This is a genomic window from Dermacoccus abyssi (assembly GCF_003515945.1).
In the GTDB taxonomy this organism is placed as follows: domain Bacteria; phylum Actinomycetota; class Actinomycetes; order Actinomycetales; family Dermatophilaceae; genus Dermacoccus; species Dermacoccus abyssi.
In genome coordinates this window covers 62,870-83,351 of record NZ_QWLM01000008.1, presented here as the reverse complement: position 1 = coordinate 83,351, position 20,482 = coordinate 62,870, and the positions used below count along the sequence as shown (strand labels likewise).

General features: G+C 68.2%; 20 protein-coding genes. 5 read left to right on the top strand and 15 right to left on the bottom strand.

Annotated features, from left to right (window positions below):
- Positions 1-22: 22 nt before the first annotated feature.
- From D1832_RS08475 to D1832_RS08465, 3 genes are all read right to left on the bottom strand, one after another.
- Positions 23-979: a sugar ABC transporter permease gene (locus D1832_RS08475; RefSeq protein WP_118913472.1), complete on the bottom strand. Its 957-nt coding sequence runs from the start codon at positions 977-979 to the stop codon at positions 23-25.
- Entirely contained in the window at positions 979-2,556 is a 1,578-nt protein-coding gene (locus D1832_RS08470) for an ABC transporter permease subunit (protein WP_118913471.1), read from the bottom strand. Before D1832_RS08470 ends, D1832_RS08475 begins: the two co-directional genes overlap by 1 nt.
- 86 nt (positions 2,557-2,642) lie before the next feature.
- Positions 2,643-3,959: a sugar ABC transporter substrate-binding protein gene (locus tag D1832_RS08465; RefSeq protein ID WP_118913470.1), complete on the bottom strand. Its 1,317-nt coding sequence runs from the start codon at positions 3,957-3,959 to the stop codon at positions 2,643-2,645.
- A gap of 361 nt (positions 3,960-4,320) precedes the next feature.
- Here D1832_RS08465 and D1832_RS08460 point away from each other — a divergent pair, with 361 nt between their 5' ends.
- From D1832_RS08460 to D1832_RS08450, 3 genes are all read left to right on the top strand, one after another.
- On the top strand, positions 4,321-5,391 hold the full coding sequence (locus tag D1832_RS08460) for an ABC transporter ATP-binding protein (protein ID WP_118913469.1): 1,071 nt from the start codon (positions 4,321-4,323) through the stop codon (positions 5,389-5,391).
- A gap of 125 nt (positions 5,392-5,516) precedes the next feature.
- A complete protein-coding gene (locus D1832_RS08455; protein WP_118913468.1) occupies positions 5,517-6,758 on the top strand; it encodes a DUF4032 domain-containing protein in 1,242 nt (413 codons plus the stop codon).
- A gap of 96 nt (positions 6,759-6,854) precedes the next feature.
- On the top strand, positions 6,855-7,622 hold the full coding sequence (locus D1832_RS08450; protein WP_118913467.1) for an RDD family protein: 768 nt from the start codon (positions 6,855-6,857) through the stop codon (positions 7,620-7,622).
- Between the two features lie 92 nt (positions 7,623-7,714).
- Here the strand turns inward: D1832_RS08450 and rlmB are convergent, their stop codons facing one another.
- The 7 genes from rlmB to D1832_RS08415 form a co-directional block, all read right to left on the bottom strand.
- Positions 7,715-8,689: a 23S rRNA (guanosine(2251)-2'-O)-methyltransferase RlmB gene (gene rlmB, locus D1832_RS08445; protein WP_118913466.1), complete on the bottom strand. Its 975-nt coding sequence runs from the start codon at positions 8,687-8,689 to the stop codon at positions 7,715-7,717.
- Positions 8,689-10,137 (bottom strand): cysteine--tRNA ligase, encoded by a 1,449-nt coding sequence (gene cysS, locus D1832_RS08440; RefSeq protein ID WP_118913465.1) that lies wholly within the window; start codon positions 10,135-10,137, stop codon positions 8,689-8,691. Before cysS ends, rlmB begins: the two co-directional genes overlap by 1 nt.
- A gap of 100 nt (positions 10,138-10,237) precedes the next feature.
- Positions 10,238-10,888: an MBL fold metallo-hydrolase gene (locus tag D1832_RS08435; protein ID WP_118913464.1), complete on the bottom strand. Its 651-nt coding sequence runs from the start codon at positions 10,886-10,888 to the stop codon at positions 10,238-10,240.
- Positions 10,885-11,970, bottom strand: coding sequence for an S-(hydroxymethyl)mycothiol dehydrogenase (locus tag D1832_RS08430; RefSeq protein WP_118913463.1), 1,086 nt, complete (start codon positions 11,968-11,970; stop codon positions 10,885-10,887). The genes D1832_RS08435 and D1832_RS08430 overlap by 4 nt, the downstream gene beginning before the upstream one ends.
- A 198-nt stretch (positions 11,971-12,168) precedes the next feature.
- Entirely contained in the window at positions 12,169-12,699 is a 531-nt protein-coding gene (gene ispF, locus D1832_RS08425; protein WP_118913462.1) for a 2-C-methyl-D-erythritol 2,4-cyclodiphosphate synthase, read from the bottom strand.
- Positions 12,696-13,385 (bottom strand): 2-C-methyl-D-erythritol 4-phosphate cytidylyltransferase, encoded by a 690-nt coding sequence (gene ispD, locus D1832_RS08420; protein ID WP_241510940.1) that lies wholly within the window; start codon positions 13,383-13,385, stop codon positions 12,696-12,698. The genes ispF and ispD overlap by 4 nt, the downstream gene beginning before the upstream one ends.
- A gap of 41 nt (positions 13,386-13,426) precedes the next feature.
- Entirely contained in the window at positions 13,427-13,909 is a 483-nt protein-coding gene (locus D1832_RS08415) for a CarD family transcriptional regulator (protein ID WP_047312327.1), read from the bottom strand.
- A 223-nt stretch (positions 13,910-14,132) separates the two neighbouring features.
- Here D1832_RS08415 and D1832_RS08410 point away from each other — a divergent pair, with 223 nt between their 5' ends.
- Entirely contained in the window at positions 14,133-14,687 is a 555-nt protein-coding gene (locus D1832_RS08410) for a hypothetical protein (RefSeq protein ID WP_147362650.1), read from the top strand.
- Positions 14,688-14,777: 90 nt separating this feature from the next.
- On the opposite strand, the gene D1832_RS08405 is transcribed toward D1832_RS08410, so the two are convergent.
- Together D1832_RS08405 and D1832_RS08400 are read right to left on the bottom strand one after the other, a co-directional pair.
- Entirely contained in the window at positions 14,778-15,458 is a 681-nt protein-coding gene (locus tag D1832_RS08405; RefSeq protein WP_047312328.1) for a response regulator transcription factor, read from the bottom strand.
- The gene (locus D1832_RS08400) at positions 15,455-16,714 is read right to left on the bottom strand and encodes a sensor histidine kinase (protein WP_241510934.1); all 1,260 of its coding nucleotides are present in this window, start codon (positions 16,712-16,714) and stop codon (positions 15,455-15,457) included. Before D1832_RS08400 ends, D1832_RS08405 begins: the two co-directional genes overlap by 4 nt.
- Positions 16,715-16,905: 191 nt before the next feature.
- Between D1832_RS08400 and phoU the strand changes: the two genes are divergently transcribed.
- Positions 16,906-17,568, top strand: coding sequence for a phosphate signaling complex protein PhoU (phoU, locus tag D1832_RS08395; RefSeq protein WP_118913460.1), 663 nt, complete (start codon positions 16,906-16,908; stop codon positions 17,566-17,568).
- 222 nt (positions 17,569-17,790) lie between these two features.
- Here phoU and D1832_RS08390 read toward each other — a convergent pair whose 3' ends face one another.
- From D1832_RS08390 to mshA, 3 genes are read right to left on the bottom strand one after another with little or no spacing between them, the layout of a single operon-like run.
- Positions 17,791-18,537 carry a phosphoglyceromutase gene (locus tag D1832_RS08390; protein ID WP_047312331.1) on the bottom strand — a complete coding sequence of 249 codons (747 nt, stop codon included), beginning with the start codon at positions 18,535-18,537 and terminating at the stop codon, positions 17,791-17,793.
- Between the two features lie 38 nt (positions 18,538-18,575).
- Positions 18,576-19,082, bottom strand: a complete 507-nt coding sequence (locus D1832_RS08385; RefSeq protein WP_118913459.1) for a type III secretion system chaperone family protein — start codon at positions 19,080-19,082, stop codon at positions 18,576-18,578.
- Between the two features lie 28 nt (positions 19,083-19,110).
- Complete coding sequence (gene mshA, locus D1832_RS08380; RefSeq protein WP_118913458.1) at positions 19,111-20,394, bottom strand: D-inositol-3-phosphate glycosyltransferase; 1,284 nt, start codon at positions 20,392-20,394, stop codon at positions 19,111-19,113.
- Positions 20,395-20,482 lie beyond the last annotated feature (88 nt).

Here is a 20,482-nt window from a genome sequence, read left to right as displayed (position 1 = left end):
GCAGTGGCGGGTGGCGGGACACTCACTTGACGGAGCCCGAGGTGAGTCCTCCGATGAGCTGCTTCTGGAACGCCAGGTAGAGGCCCATGATGGGCAGCGAGCACAGGAGCGCGCCCGCAGCGAACTGCCCGAACAGGGCGTTGCGCTGCTGACCGAAGGTCATGCCGTACAGACCCACGCCGAGCGTCTGCTTCGACACGTCGGTGAGGAAGATGCTCGCGAGCAGGAACTCACCGAACAGGCCCACGAACGTCACCATGAAGACCGTCACGAGGATCGGTCGCACGAGCGGCAGCGTCAGGGAGAAGAAGACGCGGGCGTGTGAGGCACCGTCCACGTGCGCGGCCTCGTCGAGTTCCTTCGGCACGGTGTCGAAGTAGCCCTTGAGCAGCCACACGTTGGAACCCATCGCACCGCCCATGTAGACGAGGATGAGGCCCCACAGCGTGTTGAGGCCGAACGGCGGCAGCACCTCGCCGATCTTCGTGAAGGTGATGTAGAGGCCGACGAAGGCGAGCAGTGCCGGGAACATCTGCAGCAGCAGGAGGGCCAGCAGCATCGCACGCCGGCCCTTGAAGCGCAGGCGCGAGAACGCGAAGGCCGCACAGGCGCCGATGAAGACGCACAGGGTCGACCCGACGAACGCGATGATGAGCGCGTTCTTGTACCACGTGACGAACGGGTGCGACTCGTCGGTGAACAGCGCCGTGAAGTTGTCGAGCGAGAAGCCGCTCGGCAGCAGGCCCGTCGAGCTCAGCGTGCCGGCCGGGTTGAATGCGGCCGACATGAGGAACACGATCGGGAACAGCGCGAAGGCGAGCGCCAGCAGCGCGAGGGCGTGGCGCCACCACACGTCCCGGAAGCTTCCGCGAACCACCGGCTTCTTCGCGCGGGCGCCCTTGGCCTCGTTGGCGGTGCGGGCGGCGTCACCGATCGGCTCGACGGGAGCGACCGGCCCGTTGACGGGGCTGACGGACATCAGTTGACCTCCTCGAGGGCCTTGCTGCGCAGGAAGCCGGGGAAGCTCAGCAGCGCGACGATGATGAAGATGACGACGGCGATCGCGGAGGCGAAGCCGAAGTTCGGGCTCGTGCCGTCCATCGCGAGACGGAAGGCGTACGTGATGAGCAGGTCCGTGGAACCGATCTGGGTGTCGCCGCCGATGAAGGGAGCACCCTTCGTCACGAGGTAGATGAGGCCGAAGTTGTTGAAGTTGAAGGCGAACGATGCGATGAGCAGCGGGCCGACGGCGACGAGCAGCAGCGGCATCGTGATCGAGCGCAGGGTGCGGATCGGGCCGGCGCCGTCGATGCGGGCGGCCTCCATGACGTCGCCGGGCAACGACTGCAGCGCACCCGTGCACACGACGAACATGTAGGGGAAGCCAAGCCACAGGTTGACGAGCAGGATGGCGGCGCGCGCGGCCCACGGGTCACCCATCCAGTCGATGTCGAGGCCCGTCATCGTGTTGATGAGGCCGAACTCCTGGTTGAACATCGAGGCCCACACGAGCGCCGAGACGAACACGGGCACGGCGTACGGCAGGATGAGCAGGCTGCGGTAGATGGCCTTGCCCTTCATGCGCGGGTCGTTGAGCAGCAGGGCGAGAAGCATGCCGAGCACGAACGTCGTGAGCACCGAGAGCACGGCGAAGGCGATGTTCCAAGCGAAGATGCCGAGGAAGCCCGAGCGCAGCGTCGGGTTGGTGAACAGGCTCGTGTAGTTCTTGAGACCGACGTTCTCCTTCCACCCGACGGCCAGCGGAGAACCGTTGCCGTTCTTCGGCTCCCACCGCGCGTTCTTCGCGACGTAGACGGTGCCGGTGGAGCTGTCGACGAGCTCGTCCTTGGCCTCGTCGAGACGCAGCGCCGGCTTGCCCTCGAAGGCCTGAGTTGCGCCGCTGGCCTTGATCCCGCCGCCGTCGTCCGTGGGCACGGCGAAGGCGCTCAGATCCTTGCGTCGGTTGGCTTCGCCGAGGTTGAGGATGTGAAACCCCTCGGCGGAGGTGATGCGCCCGAGGCTCATTTCGGTTGCGCCCGTCAACGGCGCGGTTCCCTTGACGTCACCGACGAGCTTCTCCCCTTTCTCGTCGGCGAGCAGGAAGTACAGCTCGCCCTTCTCGACGTCCTGCCCCTCCTTGACCGCCACCGAGAGGGAGTAGGTCGGCGATCCGGGCACCTGCTGAACGGAATAGGCGATGTTCTGCTTGGTCGCCTCCTCCTTGGAGACGAGGTGGCCCTGGCCGTAGTTCGTGAACGACGTGGCTGCCGTGTAGACGATCGGCCATACCTGGAGGCCGACGAGCAGGAGCAGGCCAGGAAGCAGGTACTTGGCCGGGACGCTGCGGCGCGTGCCGTACACGACGAGCACCGCCATCGCGACGAAGGCGACCCCGACGATGGCGAGACCGTAGCCGGCGGACGCCAGCTTCGTCACGAGGTAGAGGCACAGCGCGAGGGCCGCAGCGACGGCCACCCACTTGACGGCGATCGCCCAGGGGGCGCTCTTCGCGGGAGGCAGAGCTGAACTCTGCGCGGGGGCGGCAGGCGTCGCCATGAACGTTCTCCAGGGGGTGAGGCGAAGGGGTGGGTGCGGCGTGAGCCGGTGACCGAGTCACGGTCGCCGGCTCACGCCAGGAGGTGTCAGCTACCGGCCTTGATGGCGGCCTGAATCTCCGTCTGTGCCTTGTTGAAGCGCGCATCCGGGGCTGACTTGCCAGAGATGACGTCGGCCAGCGCCTGACCGAGCGGCTGCCAGACGGCGTTCATCGCGGGGATGTTCGGCATCGGCTGCGCGCCTTCACCGGCGGCTGCCCACTGGGCGACCTGCGGGTCCGTCTTCGCGACCGCGTCGTAGGCGGCCTTGAGTGCCGGCGGACGCTTGCCGATCTCGAAGAGCCGCTTCTGCGCGGCCTCGGTGGTGAGGAAGGACGTCGCGAACGTCTGGGCGACGGTGGCGTTCTTGGCCTTGGAGGAGACGTAGAACATCTGCACGCCGAGGAACGGCGTCATCTTGCCGCCACCGGTGACGGTCGGCATGGCGCTGACGGCGTACTTCACGCCGGCCTTGTCGTAGGTCGGGAGAGACCAGGGGCCCGTGATGGCATACGCGGCCTTGCCGTTGGCGAACAGGTTGTCGGCGTTCGTCTTGTCGATGTTGGTCGACAGCACCTTCTTCTTGCCGAGGTCGGCGAGGAGGTTCGCGCCCTTGAGCGTCTCCGGCGAGTTCACCATGAGCTTGCTCGCGTCGTAGTCACCGTTGGCCTTGGTGCCGAAGATGCCACCCTTGAACGCGGAGAGGAACGGGTAACCGTGGTAGGCGTCGCCGACCTTGCCCATCTCGAGGGCGAGGACGTTCGTGGCCTTCTTCGCGTCGACGGCCTTCTGGCCCGTGGCGATGAGCTCGTCGAGCGTCTTGGGGGCGTCCTTGGCGTAGGCCGTGTTGCGCACGAGGGCCATGTTCTCTACGGCGTAGGGCACGCCGTAGGTCTGGCCGTTGTACTTCGACGCCGTGATGGCGACCGGGTTGAAGCCGGCGGCGGTCTGGGCCGAGAGCTGGACGGGGGCGACGGAGCCGTTGGCGACGAGCTCACCCATCCAGTCATGCGCGCCGACGATGATGTCGGGGGCCTGGCCGGCCTTGAACGCGGTGCTGTAGTTGCCGCGCACGTCCGTCGCGGTCTGGACGGAGACCTTGACGCCGTTCTGCTTGGCGAACTCCGACGCGAGCTTCGCGACGGTGGGGGCAGCGGTGCTGTCGGTCCAGATGACGAGGTCGGCGCTGGCGTCGCGCTTGGGGTCCTTCGCATTGACAGCGCCGGTCGTGGCGGCCGAGCCGGACGCGGACGAGTCGGACGACTTCGAGCTGCTCTTGCTCGAGGACGAGTCTGTGCCACCGCAGGCGGACAGCGAGAAGGCGACGACGCCCGCGAGGGCGACGGCAACACTGCGCTTGGTCATGGGTACTCCGATACATGAGGAACGCCCTCGGGCGAGAGCGTGTGGTCCACTTCACATTGTGAGGACGCTTTCACCTTTTGCAAAATTTTTCAGATAACGGTTTCGTCACCGCGCAGAGCGACGCGGGCGGACATGTCGAACCGATTCCCGTGCGCCCGCTGGAGATCGGATTCGGAGTCCGGCTGCACGGCGAGGATGCATCAGCTGTGCTCGTTCGAGCAGCACAGAAACAATTGTGCGCCAGGGGTAGGCAGGGGCCACCCTCCTCGGGCATGATGTGTGCGTCGTCACATTCCGTGACACACCCGTTCACAACGGATCGTCCGGCACGTTCCTGCCGGTGAGCGCTAAGGAAAACCCCATGGCAACCGTCACGTACGACAACGTCACCCTCACCTACCCCGGGGCCGATCGCCCCAGCGTCAGCGACCTCAACATCGAGATCGCCGACGGCGAGTTCCTCGTCCTCGTCGGCCCGTCGGGCTGCGGCAAGTCGACCTCGCTGCGCATGCTCGCCGGCCTGGAAGAGGTGACGAGCGGCCGCATCCTCATCGACGGACGCGACGTCACGGCGCTGTCGCCGAAGGATCGCGACGTCGCGATGGTGTTCCAGAACTACGCGCTCTACCCGCACATGAGCGTCGCTGACAACATGGGCTTCGCGCTCAAGATCGCCGGCGTCGACAAGGGCGAGATCCGCAAGCGCGTCGAGGAGGCCGCGCAGATCCTCGACCTCACCCAGTTCCTCGAGCGCAAGCCGAAGGACCTCTCGGGTGGTCAGCGTCAGCGTGTCGCCATGGGCCGCGCCATCGTCCGTCAGCCGCAGGTGTTCCTCATGGACGAGCCCCTGTCGAACCTCGACGCCAAACTGCGCGTGCAGACGCGTACGCAGATCGCCGACCTGCAGCGCCGCCTCGGCGTCACGACCGTCTACGTCACGCACGACCAGGTCGAGGCCATGACGATGGGTGACCGCGTCGCCGTCCTCAAGGACGGCCTGCTGCAGCAGTGCGACACCCCGCGCAACATGTACGACCGCCCGGCCAACGTCTTCGTCGCCGGCTTCATCGGCTCGCCGGCCATGAACCTCTTCGAGGTGCCGATCGAGGACGGCAAGGTGCTTCTCGGCACGAGCAGCATCCCGATGCCGGCGAGCGCCAACCCAAAGGCCAACCGCGTCACGCTCGGCATTCGACCCGAGGATCTCGCGCCGGCCGACGAAGGGCTCAAGGTCGACGTCGTCATGGTCGAGGAGCTCGGCGCCGACGCATACGTCTACGGCAAGACGCAGGCAGACGGCGAGGAGTACCAGGTCATGGCTCGCGTCGACGGCCGCCGTCCCCCGAAGAAGGGCGACACGATCTTCTTCGCGCCGAAGACCGATCACATCCACCTCTTCGACGTCGAGACGGGCGAGCGCGTCAACGACTGACCCGCACTGCACGAGGTGAGGGGCGCCGCAGCCTGCGGCGCCCCTCACGCGCGTTCGGAGCTCGGCTGGTGGACACGCGGAGCGCGCGGAACCGGCACACCTATGCCAGATGGGAGAATGACGCGGTGGCACTCGACATCAAGGCCTCACGGCCCTACCCGGCGCTGTTCAGTCTGCCGTGGAGCACCCCGCTCGAGGAGTGGCCCGCCGACCGTCTGGCTGCCCTCCCCCGCGGCATCTCGCGTCACATCGTGCGTTTCGCCCGCGTCGACGGCCGCGTGTTGGCCGTCAAGGAGATCAAGAGCGACATCGCGTTGCGCGAGTACAACATGCTCAAGCAGCTGCGCCGCCTGCACCTGCCGTGTGTGGAAGCCATCGCCGTCGTCACCGGCCGAACCGCCCCCGACGGCTCTCCCCTCGACGCCTGCCTGCTCACCCGTCACCTGCAGTTCTCCATGCCCTACCGGGCGATGATCAGCCAGACGCTGCGCCCCGACGCCGCCACACGGCTCATCGACGCCCTCGCCGTGCTGCTCGTCAAGCTGCACCTCGTCGGTTTCTGGTGGGGCGACGTCTCCTTGTCGAACGCCCTCTTCCGCCGCGACGCCGGTGAGTTCGCCGCGTACCTCGTCGACGCCGAGACCGGCGAACTGCGCGATCAGCTCTCCGACGGTCAGCGTGAGCACGACCTCGACATCGCCCGCGTCAACATCGCCGGCGAACTCATGGATCTCCAAGCCGGCGGCATGCTTCCGGAGGACATGGACCCCATCGAGGTGAGCAACACCATCGTCGAGCGCTATCACGAGCTCTGGCGGGCGATCACCGACACCGAACGCTTCGACGCCAGCGAGGCTTGGCGTGTCGAGGAACGCATCCGGGCTCTCAACGAGCTCGGCTTCGACGTCGGTGAACTCGACATCACCACCGACATCGACGGCACGACGATGCAGATCAAACCGCAGATCGTGGAAGCCGGCTACCACTCACGCCGTCTGCGCCACCTCACGGGCCTCGAGGTCGGCGAGAACCAGGCGCGTCGCCTGCTCAACGACCTCGTGAGCTTCACCGCGAGCAAGAACCGTCAGAACGACGACGAGGAGGCCGTCGCCCGCGACTGGCTGGCCACGATCTACGAGCCCGTCACGCGCTCCGTACCGCCCGAGATGCGCGGCAAACTCGAACCCGCCGAGCTCTTCCACGAGGTGCTCGAGCACCGCTGGTACATGTCGGAGCGACAGCGCCACGACGTGACGATCGAACAGGCCGTCGTCGACTACGTGAAGCACATCCTTCCCACGAAGCCGGACGAGAAGAACGTCATCGCGCCCGACACGACACCGATGCAGATGGATCTCAACCCCTGATCCGTGCGTCCTAGTGCGGTACGCCTTCGGCCAACGCCAGCCCGAACGGGCTAGCGTGTGCGCCAGGACATAACGAACCACAAGGGTGGAGGAACAGTGAGCACCAACGATCCGCACGGTCCGGGCGGCCTCGGAGACCAGTTCAACGCCAATGCGCACGGCCAGAACAACGGCGGTCAGTACGGGCAGCAGCCTTACGGCCAGCAGCCGGGAGACGACGCGTACGGTCAGCAGGGCAACCAGCACTATGGGCAGCAGCGATACGGCCAGCAGCAGTACGGCCAGCAAGGGCACGACGCGTACGGTCAGGGCGGCCAGCAGTACGGCCAGCCCGCGTACGGCGCGCAGCCTGGCTACGGCCAGCAGCAGTTCGGTGCCATGGCCCAGGCCCCGATGCCCTACGCGCACTGGGGCAAGCGCGTTCTCGCGTACCTCCTCGACACCCTGATCATGATGCCGTTCATCATCATCGCCGCCATTGCGATGGGCACGTCGATGAGCGACCTCGAGACCTCCACCGACGTGTACGGCAACACGACCACCACGGGCAGCCCGAGCACGGGCGCCTTGGCTCTCGGGATGCTGTGCTATCTCGTGGTTTTCGCGTTCTCCATCTGGAACCTTGTGTTCCGTCAGGGCAAGACGGGCCAGAGCCTCGGCAAGAAGTGGACCGGTATCACGCTCCTCTCGGAGCAGACCGGTCAGCCCCTCGGCGCCGGCATGACGTTCGTGCGTGGGCTCGCACACTTCCTCGACTCGCTTCCGTGCAACATCGGCTACCTGTGGCCGCTGTGGGACACCAAGCGTCAGACCTTCGCCGACAAGATCATGAACTCGGTCGTCGTGGAGAAGCCGAACAGCTGATCGACTCACGCACGAACGAGGAGCGCCCCGACCGGATCGGTCGGGGCGCTCCTCGTGTTTCGCGTGATGCAGACGCGCTGTTCGACGCAGTGTCAGCGCGTCGAGCCCAGCCCGCGGTTCACGGCCACCTGGTACAGCGTGACGCTCGTGGCGATGCCTGCGTTGAGCGACTCGACGGAGGAACTCATCGGCACCGACACGATCTGGTCGCAGGTCTCCGCGACGAGACGCGAGAGGCCCTTGCCCTCGGAACCGACGACGACGACGAGCGGGCGGTCCGCCAGCTCGAGGCCGGGCAGGTCGACGTCACCGTCCATGTCGAGGCCGATGACGAAGAAGCCCGCCTTCTTGAAGTCCTTGAGCGCCGCCGTGAGGTTGCTCGCCTGAGCCACCGGGATGCGCGCAGCTGCGCCGGCCGAGGTCTTCCAGGCCGACGCGGTCATGCCGGCGCTGCGTCGCTGCGGGACGACGACGCCGTGGCCACCGAAGGCCGCCGTCGAGCGGACGATGGCGCCGAGGTTGCGGGGGTCGGTGATGCCGTCGAGCGCGACGACGAGCGGCGTGCCGGGCAGCTCCGGGTCGATGAGGTCGCCCGGGTGGGCGTAGTCGTACGGTGGCACCTGCAGCGCCAGGCCCTGGTGCACGGCACCGTCGGTGAGGCGGTCGAGTTCGCCGCGCGGCGTCTCGAGCATCGGCACGCCCTGCTCCGTGGCGATCTTGAGCGTCTCGCGCACTCGGTCGTCGGAGTCGATGCGGCTCGCGACGTAGAGCGTCGTCGCGGGCACGCCCACGCGTAGCGCCTCGAGCACCGAGTTGCGCCCGGCGATGACCTCGCTCGAGGTGCGCTCACGGCGGCTCCCGCTCGAACGTCGTCCGTTCGGGGCGCCCTGGGCCGCGCCCGATCGGGCCGCGGACTTGTACGCCTTGTGGTTCGGACGTTCCTCCGCCTTCGGCGTCGGGCCCTTGCCCTCGAGGCCACGACGACGCTGGCCACCGCTGCCGACGGTCATGCCCTTCTTCGAACTGCCCTTGCGAATCGCGCCTCGGCGCGAGGAGTTGCCTGCCATCAGTTGTCCTTTCCGCCCTGCCGCGCGAGACTCCAGCGCGCGCCGTCAGGGGTGTCCTCGACCACGACGCCGGCGTCGGCCAGCTGGTCGCGGATGGTGTCGGCCGCCTCGAAGTTCTTCGCTGCGCGGGCGGCCTTGCGCTGTTCGACGAGCGCTTCGACGAGGGCGCCCAGGGCCTCCATCGCCTCGTCCTGGCCGCCGGCCGAACGACCCAACCACTGCGGGTCGAGCGGGTTGACGCCGAGCACGTCCGTCATGGCGGCGACCTGCATGGCGAGTTTCTCGACGCGCTCCACGTCGGCCTCGTCGATGGCGGTGTTGCCCTCGCGGATGGCGTCGAAGCAGGCCGCGAGCGCACCGGAGACGTTGATGTCGTCATCCATGGCCTCGACGAAGGCGCGCGGCAGTGCCACACCGGCGACGTCGTCGCTCGTGAGCACGGCGTCGGCGCCGAGCGCACGACGCAGGAAGCCCTCGATGCGCTCGACCGCAGCCGCAGCCTCGGCGAGCGAGTCCGGCGTGTACTCGATCGTCGAGCGGTAGTGGACGGCGCTGAGGTAGTAGCGCACGACGATGGGCCGCACCGTCTTCGTCAGTTCGTTGACGGCGAGGGTGTTGCCGAGCGACTTGCTCATCTTCTCGCCGGAGAGGGTGACCCAGCCGTTGTGCATCCAGTAGCGCGCGAAGCCGAGGCCCGCGGCGTGCGACTGGGCCTGCTCGTTCTCGTGGTGCGGGAAGCGCAGGTCGATACCGCCGCCGTGGATGTCGAACGTGTCCCCGAGCCAGCGTCGCGCCATGGCGGAGCACTCGAGGTGCCAGCCCGGGCGGCCTTCACCCCAGGGCGTGGGCCAGTTCGCGGAGGCGGGTTCGTCGTCCTTGCGCCCCTTCCACAGGGCGAAGTCGCGCGGATCATTCTTGCCACGCGGATCTGCGTCGCCCGCAGCCTCCATGTCGTCGAGGTTCTGACGCGTGAGGGAGCCGTACTCGGGGAAGCTCTTGACGTCGAAGTAGACGTCACCGGAGCCGTCGGACGCCGGGTAGGCGTGGCCTCGCTCGATGAGCATCTCCATAAGCTCGACCATGTCGGTGACGTGCCCGGTGGCACGCGGCTCGTACGTGGGTCGCTTGACGCCGAGGGTGTCGAGCGCGTCGCTCGTCTCGCGTTCGTGCAGGTAGCTCCATGCGAACCACGGCTCGCCCGCCTCGGCGGACTTGCGCAGGATCTTGTCGTCGATGTCGGTGACGTTGCGCACCAGCGTGACGTCGTAGCCGTGCCCGCGCGTCAGCCAGTTGCGCAGCACGTCGAACGCGACGGCGAAGCGCAGGTGGCCGATGTGCGGTGAACCCTGCGTGGTGAGGCCGCAGATGTAGATGCCGACCTTGCCGGGGTTCACGGGTTCGAAGTCGCGAAGCTCGCGAGTGGCGGTGTCGAAGATCTGCAGAGTCACAGGCCCGATTCTATCGGCCTCCGCAGGCGTGCTCGCCCGGCCACGTTCTCGCCCCGGATCGACTGCAGGTGGATCCGGGGCGAGAACCCGCAGGAGTGGGTCACTCGTCCTCGAGGCCGACCTCTTCGGCGGCGAGCGTCGTCGAGTCGCCGTGGCCCGTGAGCACGACGGTGTCTCCGGGCAGGGTGAACAGCTTCTCGCGGATCGACGCCACGAGCGTCGGCTTGTCGGAGTAGGAGCGACCGGTCGCCCCCGGCCCGCCCTGGAACAGGGTGTCTCCGGTGAGCACCGCGCCGAGCGCGGGGACGAAGAAGCACACCGCACCCGGAGCGTGTCCCGGCGTGTGAATGACGCGGACGCTCGTGCCGGCCACCGTGAGCTCATCGCCGTCGGCGAGCGCCTCGTCGGGCTGCCAGTCGTGCGTCATGTCCCACAGGACGCGATCCTCGGGGTGGAGGAACACGGGTGCCCCCGTGGCTTCGCGGACGTCACCGGCCGCAGTGATGTGGTCGTTGTGGGCGTGCGTGCACCAGATGCCGACGACCGTGCGGCCCGCAACGGCGGCGAGGATCGGGGCTGCGTCGTGGGCCGGGTCGACGACGGCGACCTCCCGGTCATCGCCGATGAGCCAGACGTTGTTGTCGACGTCCCAGCTGCCACCGTCGAGTTCGAACGTGCCGGACGTGACGACGCGTTCGATGCGCAGATCGCCGTCGGAGACGACGACTTCCGGGCCCGCGGGGGCGCTCACAGTTCCACCACCGAACGCAGCACCGAACCCTCGTGCAGCTTCTCGAACGCCGACTCGACGGCGTCGATGCCGATGCGCTCGGTGACGAAGGCATCGAGGTCGAAGCGGCCCTGCTTGTAGAGGGCCACGAGCGCCGGGAAGTCGCGCTCGGGCAGGCAGTCGCCGTACCAGCTCGACTTGAGCGCGCCTCCGCGACCGAAGATCTCGATCATCGGCAGTTCGATCTTCAGATCGGGCGTCGGCACGCCGACCATGACGACGCGGCCGGCGAGGTCACGGGCGTAGAACGCCTGCTCGTACGTCTCGGGGCGTGCGACGGCGTCGATGACGACGTCGGCGCCGAACCCGCCGGTGAGTTCGCGGATCTTCTCGACGGCGTCGACGTTCTTCGAGTTGATCGTGTCGGTCGCGCCGAACTTCTTCGCCGTCTCGAGCTTCGCGTCGTCGATGTCGACGGCGATGATGCGCGCCGCACCGGCGATCTCGGCACCGGCGATGGCCGCGCACCCCACCCCACCGCAGCCGATGACGGAGACGGACTCACCGCGTTCGACCTGGCCGGTGTTGACGGCCGCACCGAACCCGGCCATGACGCCACAGCCGAGCAGGCCGACCGCGGCTGCGTCGGACTCCTCGACCTTCGTGCACTGGCCGGCGGCGACGAGAGTCTTGTCGATGAACGCGCCGATCCCGAGAGCGGGCGTCAGCTCCGTGCCGTCCTCGGCCAGCGTCATCTTCTGCGTCGCGTTGGCCGTGTCGAAGCAGTACCAGGGCTGACCCTTCTTGCACGCACGGCACTCGCCGCACACGGCGCGCCAGTTGAGCACGACGAAATCGCCGACCTCGACGTGCGTCACGCCCTCGCCGATCTTCTCGACGCGCCCGGCCGCCTCGTGGCCGAGCAGGAACGGGAACTCGTCATTGATGCCGCCGTCGCGGTACGACAGGTCGGTGTGGCAGACGCCGCACGCCTCGACGTCGACGACCACCTCACCGGGGCCGGGGTCGGGCACGACGATGTCGACAAGTTCGACCGGGGCGTTCTTGCTGCGGGCGATGACGCCCTTGACCGTCTGGGACATATCGAAAGATCTCCTCGTGTGGAAGGTGGCTCGACGGGTGGGTGCACCGCTTCGAGGTGGCCTCGGCGCATGTGCCCGACTTTGTTTCCAATGTAGTACCCGGCGCTGACAACCGCGTCATCACAAGGGTTTCAGCGTCCGAGGCGGGGAATGAGGAAGCCGCCGTCACGGCGTGACGCAGCTCGACCGGGTGACGCCTCAGGCGCGCGGCACGATGAGCGCGGTCGCGATGGCCGCGATTCCCTCGCCTCGGCCCGTCAGCCCGAGCCCGTCGCTCGTCGTGCCGCTGACCGACACGGTCGCGCCGCCGAGCGCATCCGAGAGCGCGGCCTGGGCCTCGTCGCGACGCGATCCGATCTTGGGGCGGTTTCCGACGATCTGCACGGCGACGTTGCCGATCTCGTACCCGGCCTCGCGCACGAGGCGCGCCGCCTCGGCGAGCAGCGTCACGCCGCGGGCGCCGGCGAGTTCGGGGCGGTCGACGCCGAAGTGCTGCCCCAGGTCGCCCAGCCCGGCAGCCGAGAGGAGCGCGTCGCACAGGGCGTGCGAGGCGACGTCGCCGTCCGAGTGACCTTCGATGCCACGCTCCCCCGGCCATGTCAGACCTGCGAGGGCCAGCTCCCGCTCGTCGTCGGCGAGCGGGTGGATGTCGACACCGATCCCGGTGCGCGGCAACGACGTCGACACCGGCGACTCAGGCTGACCGGACGATGAGACGGGGTGCGTCATGACTGACCTCTTGGGTGAGTGTCGGTGACCTCGCCGGCGACGGCATCGTCCGCGGCGAGCAGGTGCTCGGCCAGCACCATGTCGAGCGGCGTCGTCACCTTGAGGGCGAGATCGTCACCGGCGACGACGACGACGTCCGCTCCTGCGAGCTCGACGAGCGCGGCGTCGTCGGTGGCGTCGGCGCCGCAGGCGTGGGCCGCGAGCAGCGCCGAGCGCCGAAAGCCCTGCGGCGTCTGGATCGCGCGCAACGCGGCGCGTGCGGGAGTCGACGCGACGACCGTCTGTGCCTCCCGCGCCTCGACGAGCTTGATCGTGTCGACGACGGCGACGCCCGGCACGACCGCGTCAGCGCCGTCGTCGAGGGCCGCCAGGACCCGAGCCACGAGCGACGGCGGCGCGAGGCACCGCGCTGCGTCGTGGACGAGGACGATGTCGCACTCGCGATCGAGCGCCCGCAGGCCACAACGGACGGAGTCACTGCGTTCCGCGCCGCCGGCCACGATCTCAACGGGAACGTCGCCGTCGGCGAACTCGCTGAGGACGTCGGCGAATTCGTCTTCGTGCGAGGCCGGAACGACGACTACGACATGCGACACGCCGCCCGTCGCCACGAGGCGACGAACGGCGTGCGTCACGAGGGGCGTACCCCCCAAGGTCACGAGCGCTTTGGGCTTTCCGGCTCCCAGACGGGTCCCGAGGCCCGCAGCGACGAGAACTGCTCCGGCGTTCAGGACGCGAGCACCTCGTCGAGGGTGGCTTCCGCCTTGTCCTCGTTCGTGTGCTCCGCGAGGGCCAGCTCGGAGACGAGGATCTGACGGGCCTTGGCGAGCATGCGCTTCTCGCCGGCCGAAAGACCACGATCCTGGTCGCGGCGCCACAGGTCACGCACGACCTCGGCCACCTTGATGACATCGCCGGAAGCGAGCTTCTCGAGGTTGGCCTTGTACCGACGCGACCAGTTGGTGGGCTCTTCGGTGTGCTCTGCGCGCAGCACCTCGAACACCTTCTCGAGCCCCTCCTTGTCGACGACGTCCCGGACGCCGACGAGGTCGCAGTTCTCGGCGGGGACCTCGATGGTCAGGTCTCCCTGGGCTACGTTCAGCACGAGGTACTGCTTGTCCTCGCCCTTGATCTTGCGCACCTTGATCTCTTCGATCGTTGCTGCGCCATGGTGCGGGTAAACGACGGTCGCGCCGACTTTGAATTCCATGTGGTATTAGCCCCTTTCGCGGCCTCTAGGATACCACGCAGCCGCGCCATTCCGGGGCGTGCGAGGCGGCCGAACCGCACATAGCACACCGAAGCAAGCCCCCCGATCGACCGCCCGAACGGGCGAGGCGCGCGACACGCCGAACATTCGGAAAAGTTTCGTTTTGGTCACCGGCACGAGGCCCGGCTCACCACGTCGCCCACGAGGCGATAGTCTTGCATGCGTGACGCGACGAATTGTGACCTCCAAGCGCCGTAGCGCCGGCGTGATGCTCGCGGCCGTGACGGCCGGTGCCACGCTCACCGGCTGCGGTCAGCTCATCAACCCGTACACCACCGAGCTGCAGTACGACCCCGCCGACGGCGTCTCGGCACGCGTCGGCGACCTTCAGGCATCTGACCTGCTCATCGTCAACGACGGCGAGGGTTCCGAGGGCAAGCTCAACGGTCTCGTGTACAACTCGGGTTCGTCCGACAGCCAGCTCACCATCACGGTGAACGGCACCGACACACAGGTGACGATCCCGGCCGGCACGAGCGTCCGCCTCGACGGCAAGAAGAACGGCAACGGCGACAAGACCGTCTCGCCCGTCACCATCTCCTCCCTCGGTGACGCCAAGGTGGGCGACCAGATCCGGGCCACGCTCAAGACGTCCCCGGGCGGCTCGACGCAGGTCTCCATCCCGGTGCTGCTCGACCAGTACCCGTACGGCGACGCCGACGTGGACCACGCCGAGTCCGAGACCTCCGGCGACGAGTCGCACGGCTCCGGCCACTGACCCCCGCGTCACACCACGTTCAACGGCTTCGGCCCCATCCCTCCTGTCGAGGGGTGGGGCCGAAGCCGTTCGTCGGGAGGGAGCGGCCGCTCACGCCTCCAGCTTGTAGCCGAGACCTCGGACGGTGAGGATGTGGCGCGGCGCACCGGGATCGGGCTCGATCTTCGCGCGCAGACGCTTGATGTGGACGTCGAGCGTCTTCGTGTCGCCGACGTAGTCGCTACCCCACACGCGGTCGATCAGCTGCATGCGCGTGAGCACGCGGCCCTCGTTGCGCAGGAGCAGTTCGAGCAGTTCGAACTCCTTGAGCGGCATCGAGATCTGCTCACCACCCACCGTCACGACATGGCGCTCGACGTCCATGACGACGGGACCGGCCTCCAGGCGGTCGGGCTCGAACTCCTCGGGCTCGCTCTGACGGCGCAGCACAGCCTTGATGCGAGCGAGCAGTTCACGCCCCGAGTACGGCTTCGTCACGTAGTCGTCCGCGCCCAGTTCGAGGCCGAGGACCTTGTCGATTTCACTGTCCTTGGCCGTCAACATGATGATCGGCACGCTCGAGCGAGTACGCAGCTGCCGACACACGTCGACGCCGGACATGCCGGGCAGCATGACGTCGAGCAGCACGAGGTCGGCGCCGGAGCGTTCGAACTCCTCGAGCCCGTCCGTTCCCGTCGCCGCGACCACGGCGTCGTAGCCTTCCTTCTTCAGCATGTAGGCGAGGGGCTCGGAGTAGGATTCCTCGTCCTCGACGACCAGGATTCGGGTCACAGCTTGTCCTTCGTCTCGGCAGTGCGGCCGGCGGCCGCGCTCACGGGTTCACGGGGCGTGTCGGCGAGTTCGGACGTCTCACGCCCGGCCCTCTCGCCGTTGCACGCGGGGATCTGCATCTCGAACGTCGAGCCGACGCCGGGTTCGCTCCACACGCGGATCTGCCCGCCGTGGTTCGCGCACACGTGCTTCACGATGGCCAGGCCGAGGCCGGTTCCGCCGGTCTGGCGCGACCGGGCCGGGTCGACGCGGTAGAAGCGCTCGAAGATGCGCTCGATCTCGGCGGCCGACAGCCCGACGCCCTGGTCGGTGACCTGAACGGCCACCGAGTCGTCCTCGCTCGACACGGCGACGACGATGCGGGTCTCGTCGCCGGAGTAGTTGACGGCGTTGTTGACGAGGTTGCGGCAGGCCGTCGTCAGGAGGCTTTCGTCGCCGAGCACCAGGTGCGGGCCTTCGTCGGTGCGTACCGACAGGCTGATACCCCGCCCCTCGGCGAGCAGACGCGTCTCCTCGACAGCGCGATGCGCGCACTCGGCGAGGTCGACGGGCTTGGCCGTGGCGATGGTGTCGGCGCCCTGCAGGCGCGACAGGTCGACGATCTCCTGCACGAGATTCGACAGCCGTACGGTCTCGGTCTTCATGCGGGCCGCGAACCGGGCCACTGCCTCGGAATCGTCGGCGGCGTCCTCGACGGCTTCCGACAGCAGACGCAGGCCGCCCACCGGAGTCTTGAGCTCGTGGGAGACGTTGACGACGAAGTCGCGGCGGGTCTCCTCGATGCGGCGCGCCTGCGTGCGGTCCTCGACGAGCACGACGACGATGTCGGCGTTGAGTGGCGCCACCCGAACCCGCAGGTCGAGTTCGGCACCCTCGATGGGGCCCCGCGCCAGATTGAGGTCGGTCTCGATGACGCGATTCTCGCGCCGGGAGCGGCGCACGACGTCACGCACCGCGTCGTGGCGCAGATCGACGTCACGCACGAGACCGAGCGCGTCGACGTCGTCGCTGTGCGCGGCAACGCGATCCGAGCGGTCCACGAGCATCCAGCCCGAACGCAGGGTGCGCAACAACGCCTCGGCTTCTCCCGACACGGCAGCCGGCTGCGCGGTGGACGTCGGCGTGGCCGCCGGCGTCGCAGACGGCATGCGTTCGCGCACGGAGGAACTCGACGAGCGTCGACCGAACGCGTATCCACCGACGGCCAGGGGCACGCCGACGGCCGCACCGGTGATGAGGTCGAGAATGGCTGGCACACCGTTAGATTACGCACAGGGGCCCCGGGGAGCAGAACCCTCGGCGCCTGCCTCCGGGCACGTCGCCCAGTGTTCACCTCGGGGCTTGTCTTCGTTCACCGAATCGTGCGACTCTCGCCCGGAAACACCCCCATGCTGGGCATTGCCATGCCCTGAATCCGCCCCGCCCGGGCCCAGTCCAAGGAGGACGAGTGCGCGACGCATTCCACGAGGACCTCGACAAGATCTCCGATCAGCTCGTCGACATGACGAAGCTGGTCGGCACCGCCCTCGAGCGCGCCACCGCCGCTCTTCTCGAAGGTGACCGCACGATCGCCGAGAGCGTCATCGCGGCCGACGACGACATCGACGCCCTGCGTCGTGAGGTCGACGACCTCGCCGTCGACCTGCTGGCACGCCAGCAGCCGGTGGCCACCGATCTGCGCATGGTCGTCACGGCCATGCACATGAGCTCCGACATCGAGCGCATGGGCGACCTCGCCCGTCACATCGCGAAGGTCGCGCGCATGTCGGCGCCCAACGTCGCCGTGCCCGAGAACCTGCGCCCGATCATCGCCGACATGGCTCGCGTCGGCCAGAAGCTCGTCCAGGCGACGGGTGACGCGATCGGTTCGAAGGACGTCTACGCCGCGGTCGAGATCGGCCGCATCGACGACGAGATGGACGAGCTGCACAAGAAGGTCTTCACGACGCTGCTCGGCGACTGGGAGCACGGCATGGAGGCCGGCGTGAACGCCACCCTCCTGTCGCGCTACTACGAGCGTTACGGCGACCACGCTGTGGCCGTGGCCGACCGCATCGTCTACCTCGTGACCGGCCGCTACGGCAACCCGGACGAGGGCCTCACCCGCTGACGCCTCGCCGCACACCGCTGACGGCCCGCTCCCCCGGAGGGAGGCGGGCCGTCAGCGCGTCAGGCGGCTGTCCGCATCTGGTGCACTTCTGGCCATCTGGCGGCGATATGTCACGGCCGGATCAACAGAAGCGCACCAGCTACGGCCAGCGGGGTGTGACGACGGCGCCCGCCCCTTCACGCGAAGGGGCGGGCGCCGTCAGGTGATGAAGCGCTCGGGCGATCAGGCCTTGCCCTGATTCGCCACGGCGGCTGCGGCGGCCTCGGCGGCGGCCGGGTCGAGGTAACGACCACCTTTGGTGACGGGCGTGAGGTTCTCGTCGAGCTCGTAGTACAGCGGCATGCCTGTGGGGATGTTGACGCCCACGATGTCGTCGTCACTGATGCCGTCGAGGTGCTTGACCATGGCGCGCAGCGAGTTGCCGTGTGCGGCCACGAGCACGGTCTTGCCGTCCTTGAGGTCAGGCACGATGGCGCTCTCCCAGTAGGGCAGGAAGCGCTCGATGACGTCCTTGAGGCACTCGGTCAGCGGCGCAGCGTCACCGAGGTCGGCGTAGCGCGGGTCGGCGTCCTGGCTCCACTCGCTGCCCTTCTCGATGGGCGGCGGCGGGGTGTCGAACGAGCGACGCCACGTCATGAACTGCTCTTCGCCGTAGGCCTCGAGGGTTTCCTTCTTGTTCTTGCCCTGGAGGGCGCCGTAGTGACGCTCGTTGAGGCGCCAGTCGCGCTTGACCGGGATCCAGTGGCGGTCGGCGGCGTCGAGCGAGAGGTTCGCCGTCATGATGGCGCGGCGCAGCAGCGAGGTGTGCACGACGTCGGGCAGGAGGTCGGCTTCCTTGAGCAGTTCGCCGCCGCGCACGGCCTCGGCGCGGCCCTTGTCGGTGAGCGGCACGTCGACCCAGCCGGTGAAAAGGTTCTTCGCGTTCCAGTCGGACTCGCCGTGGCGGAGCAGAATCAGCTTGTACGTCATGGCGTCAGCCTAACGTCCGAGCCGCCGGCGTCCGGGGTTCAGTCGTTCTCCAGAAGGTGGCGGAAGGCCTCGAGGTTGCGCGTCGACTCGCCGTGCGTCGTGCGCCAGTGCCATTCCTTCTTCATCGACGTGAGGAAGCCGCGCGAGAGCACCTCGTTGAAGATGCCGTCGCTCGCTTCGAGCATGACGCCGAGCAGCCGGTCGAGCGCCTCACCGTCGAGGCCCGCGAGCGGCAGGCGGCCGGTGAGGTAGACGTCGCCCGCACCGTCGATGCCGTAGGCGACCCCCGGGATTCGCAGGTTGCGCTGCAGCAGGAGGCGGTAGACCTCCTCGTGGTTCTCGTCGGGGTTGCGCACGACGAACGCCATCGCCGTGAGCGTGCGATCCCCCACGACGAGCGACGTCACCGTCTTGAGCTTCTTCTCCCCCGGCAGCGTGACGACGAACTCGCCGTTCGACGCTCCGAGTTCCCATTCCAGCTCGGAGGCTTCCAGCCACTCCCGAACCGTCACTTCCGCTGCCTGAACGAGGTCGTCGGTGCTCATGACTCCAACCTACGCGGGCGGGCGGGGGTCAGGGAACGATGGCGCTGGGGACGCCCGCGAGCGCGCGCGAGGCGTCAATGTCCGTGCTCGCGTCGTCGTGGCAGGCGTTCGCGTAGATGTCGAGCAGACGGTCGACGCTGACGTCCCAGCCGTACTGGCGAGCGTGGGCGACGGCGCGCTCGCCGAGTTCCGCGCGGCGGGCGTCGTCGTCGAGCAACGACCCGAGGGCCTTCGCCCAGTCGAGCGGATCGTGGCCCTCAACGAGCACTCCCCCGTCACCGACGGCTGTGGGCAACCCGCCCACAGCGGCGGCGACGACGGGCGTACCCGAAGCCGACGCCTCGATCGCGACGAGCCCGAAGGACTCGCTGTGCGACGGCACCGCAACGACGTCGGCCGCGTGGAACCACCGAACGAGCGCGCTGCGGTTGACGGGCGGCACGAAGTCGACGACGTCCTTGACGCCGAGGTCGCGGGCCAAGGTCTGCAGCGCGAGCGGCTTGTTGAGGCCGGAACCCGACGGGCCACCGACGACGACGAGTCGGAGCCGCGAGCGCCGCTCCGGCTGCTCGGCCACGAGTTCGGCCACCGCACGCACGAGCACGTCAGGGGCCTTGAGCGGCTGGATGCGCCCGACGAACAGCACGACCTGCGCGTCCGGCTCGACGCCGAGATGTACGCGTGCCTCGCGGCGACCGGCGCCGTCGGTCGGTGAGAAGGCGTCGAGGTCGACGCCGGGCGTGACGACCTCGACCTTCGACGAGTCGGCGCCGTAGAGCTCGATGAGTTCGCGCGCTTCACCCGGCGTGTTGGCGACGAGCTTCGTCGCCGCGGTGACGACCTGCTCCTCGCCGATCTCGCGCCCGGCGGGCTCGGGGGTGTCGCCGTCAGCGAGCTGGGCGTTCTTGACGCGCGCCATCGTGTGCATCGTGTGGATGAGCGGCACCCGCCAGCGGTCGGCGGCGAGCCAACCCACCTGGCCCGAGAGCCAGTAGTGCGAGTGCACGAGGTCATAGTGACCCTCCGGCTTCGACGCCCCGACGCGCATCATGCCTGCGGCGAACGCACAGAGCTGGCCCGGCAGGTCCTCCTTGCCGAGGCCCTCGTACGGCCCGGCCGCGATGTGGTGGACGGTGACGCCCGGCACGAGTTGCACCTGCTCGCCGAGGGCTGCGCTCGTGCGGCGCGTGAAGATGTCGACTTCGACGCCGCGCTCGGCCAACCGCTTCGCCGTCTCGACGACGTAGACGTTGAGACCGCCGGCGTCGCCCGTTCCGGGCTGCGACAACGGGGAGGTGTGGACGCTCACCATGGCCACGTGCCGCACGGGACCGCTGCAGTCGCGGGCCGCGGGAGCGCTACCGAAGGGCTTGGTGCGAGATTCGTCCACGAACGGTCGA

Coding starts and splice junctions, on each gene's coding strand:
- D1832_RS08475 (WP_118913472.1), bottom strand. CDS start 979: ATGTCCGTCAGCCCCGTCAACGGGCCGGTCGCTCCCGTCGAGCCGATC.
- D1832_RS08470 (WP_118913471.1), bottom strand. CDS start 2,556: ATGGCGACGCCTGCCGCCCCCGCGCAGAGTTCAGCTCTGCCTCCCGCG.
- D1832_RS08465 (WP_118913470.1), bottom strand. CDS start 3,959: ATGACCAAGCGCAGTGTTGCCGTCGCCCTCGCGGGCGTCGTCGCCTTC.
- D1832_RS08460 (WP_118913469.1), top strand. CDS start 4,321: ATGGCAACCGTCACGTACGACAACGTCACCCTCACCTACCCCGGGGCC.
- rlmB (WP_118913466.1), bottom strand. CDS start 8,689: ATGGCAGGCAACTCCTCGCGCCGAGGCGCGATTCGCAAGGGCAGTTCG.
- D1832_RS08430 (WP_118913463.1), bottom strand. CDS start 11,970: ATGTCCCAGACGGTCAAGGGCGTCATCGCCCGCAGCAAGAACGCCCCG.
- ispF (WP_118913462.1), bottom strand. CDS start 12,699: ATGACGCACCCCGTCTCATCGTCCGGTCAGCCTGAGTCGCCGGTGTCG.
- D1832_RS08415 (WP_047312327.1), bottom strand. CDS start 13,909: ATGGAATTCAAAGTCGGCGCGACCGTCGTTTACCCGCACCATGGCGCA.
- D1832_RS08390 (WP_047312331.1), bottom strand. CDS start 18,537: ATGACGTACAAGCTGATTCTGCTCCGCCACGGCGAGTCCGACTGGAAC.
- D1832_RS08385 (WP_118913459.1), bottom strand. CDS start 19,082: ATGAGCACCGACGACCTCGTTCAGGCAGCGGAAGTGACGGTTCGGGAG.
- mshA (WP_118913458.1), bottom strand. CDS start 20,394: ATGGTGAGCGTCCACACCTCCCCGTTGTCGCAGCCCGGAACGGGCGAC.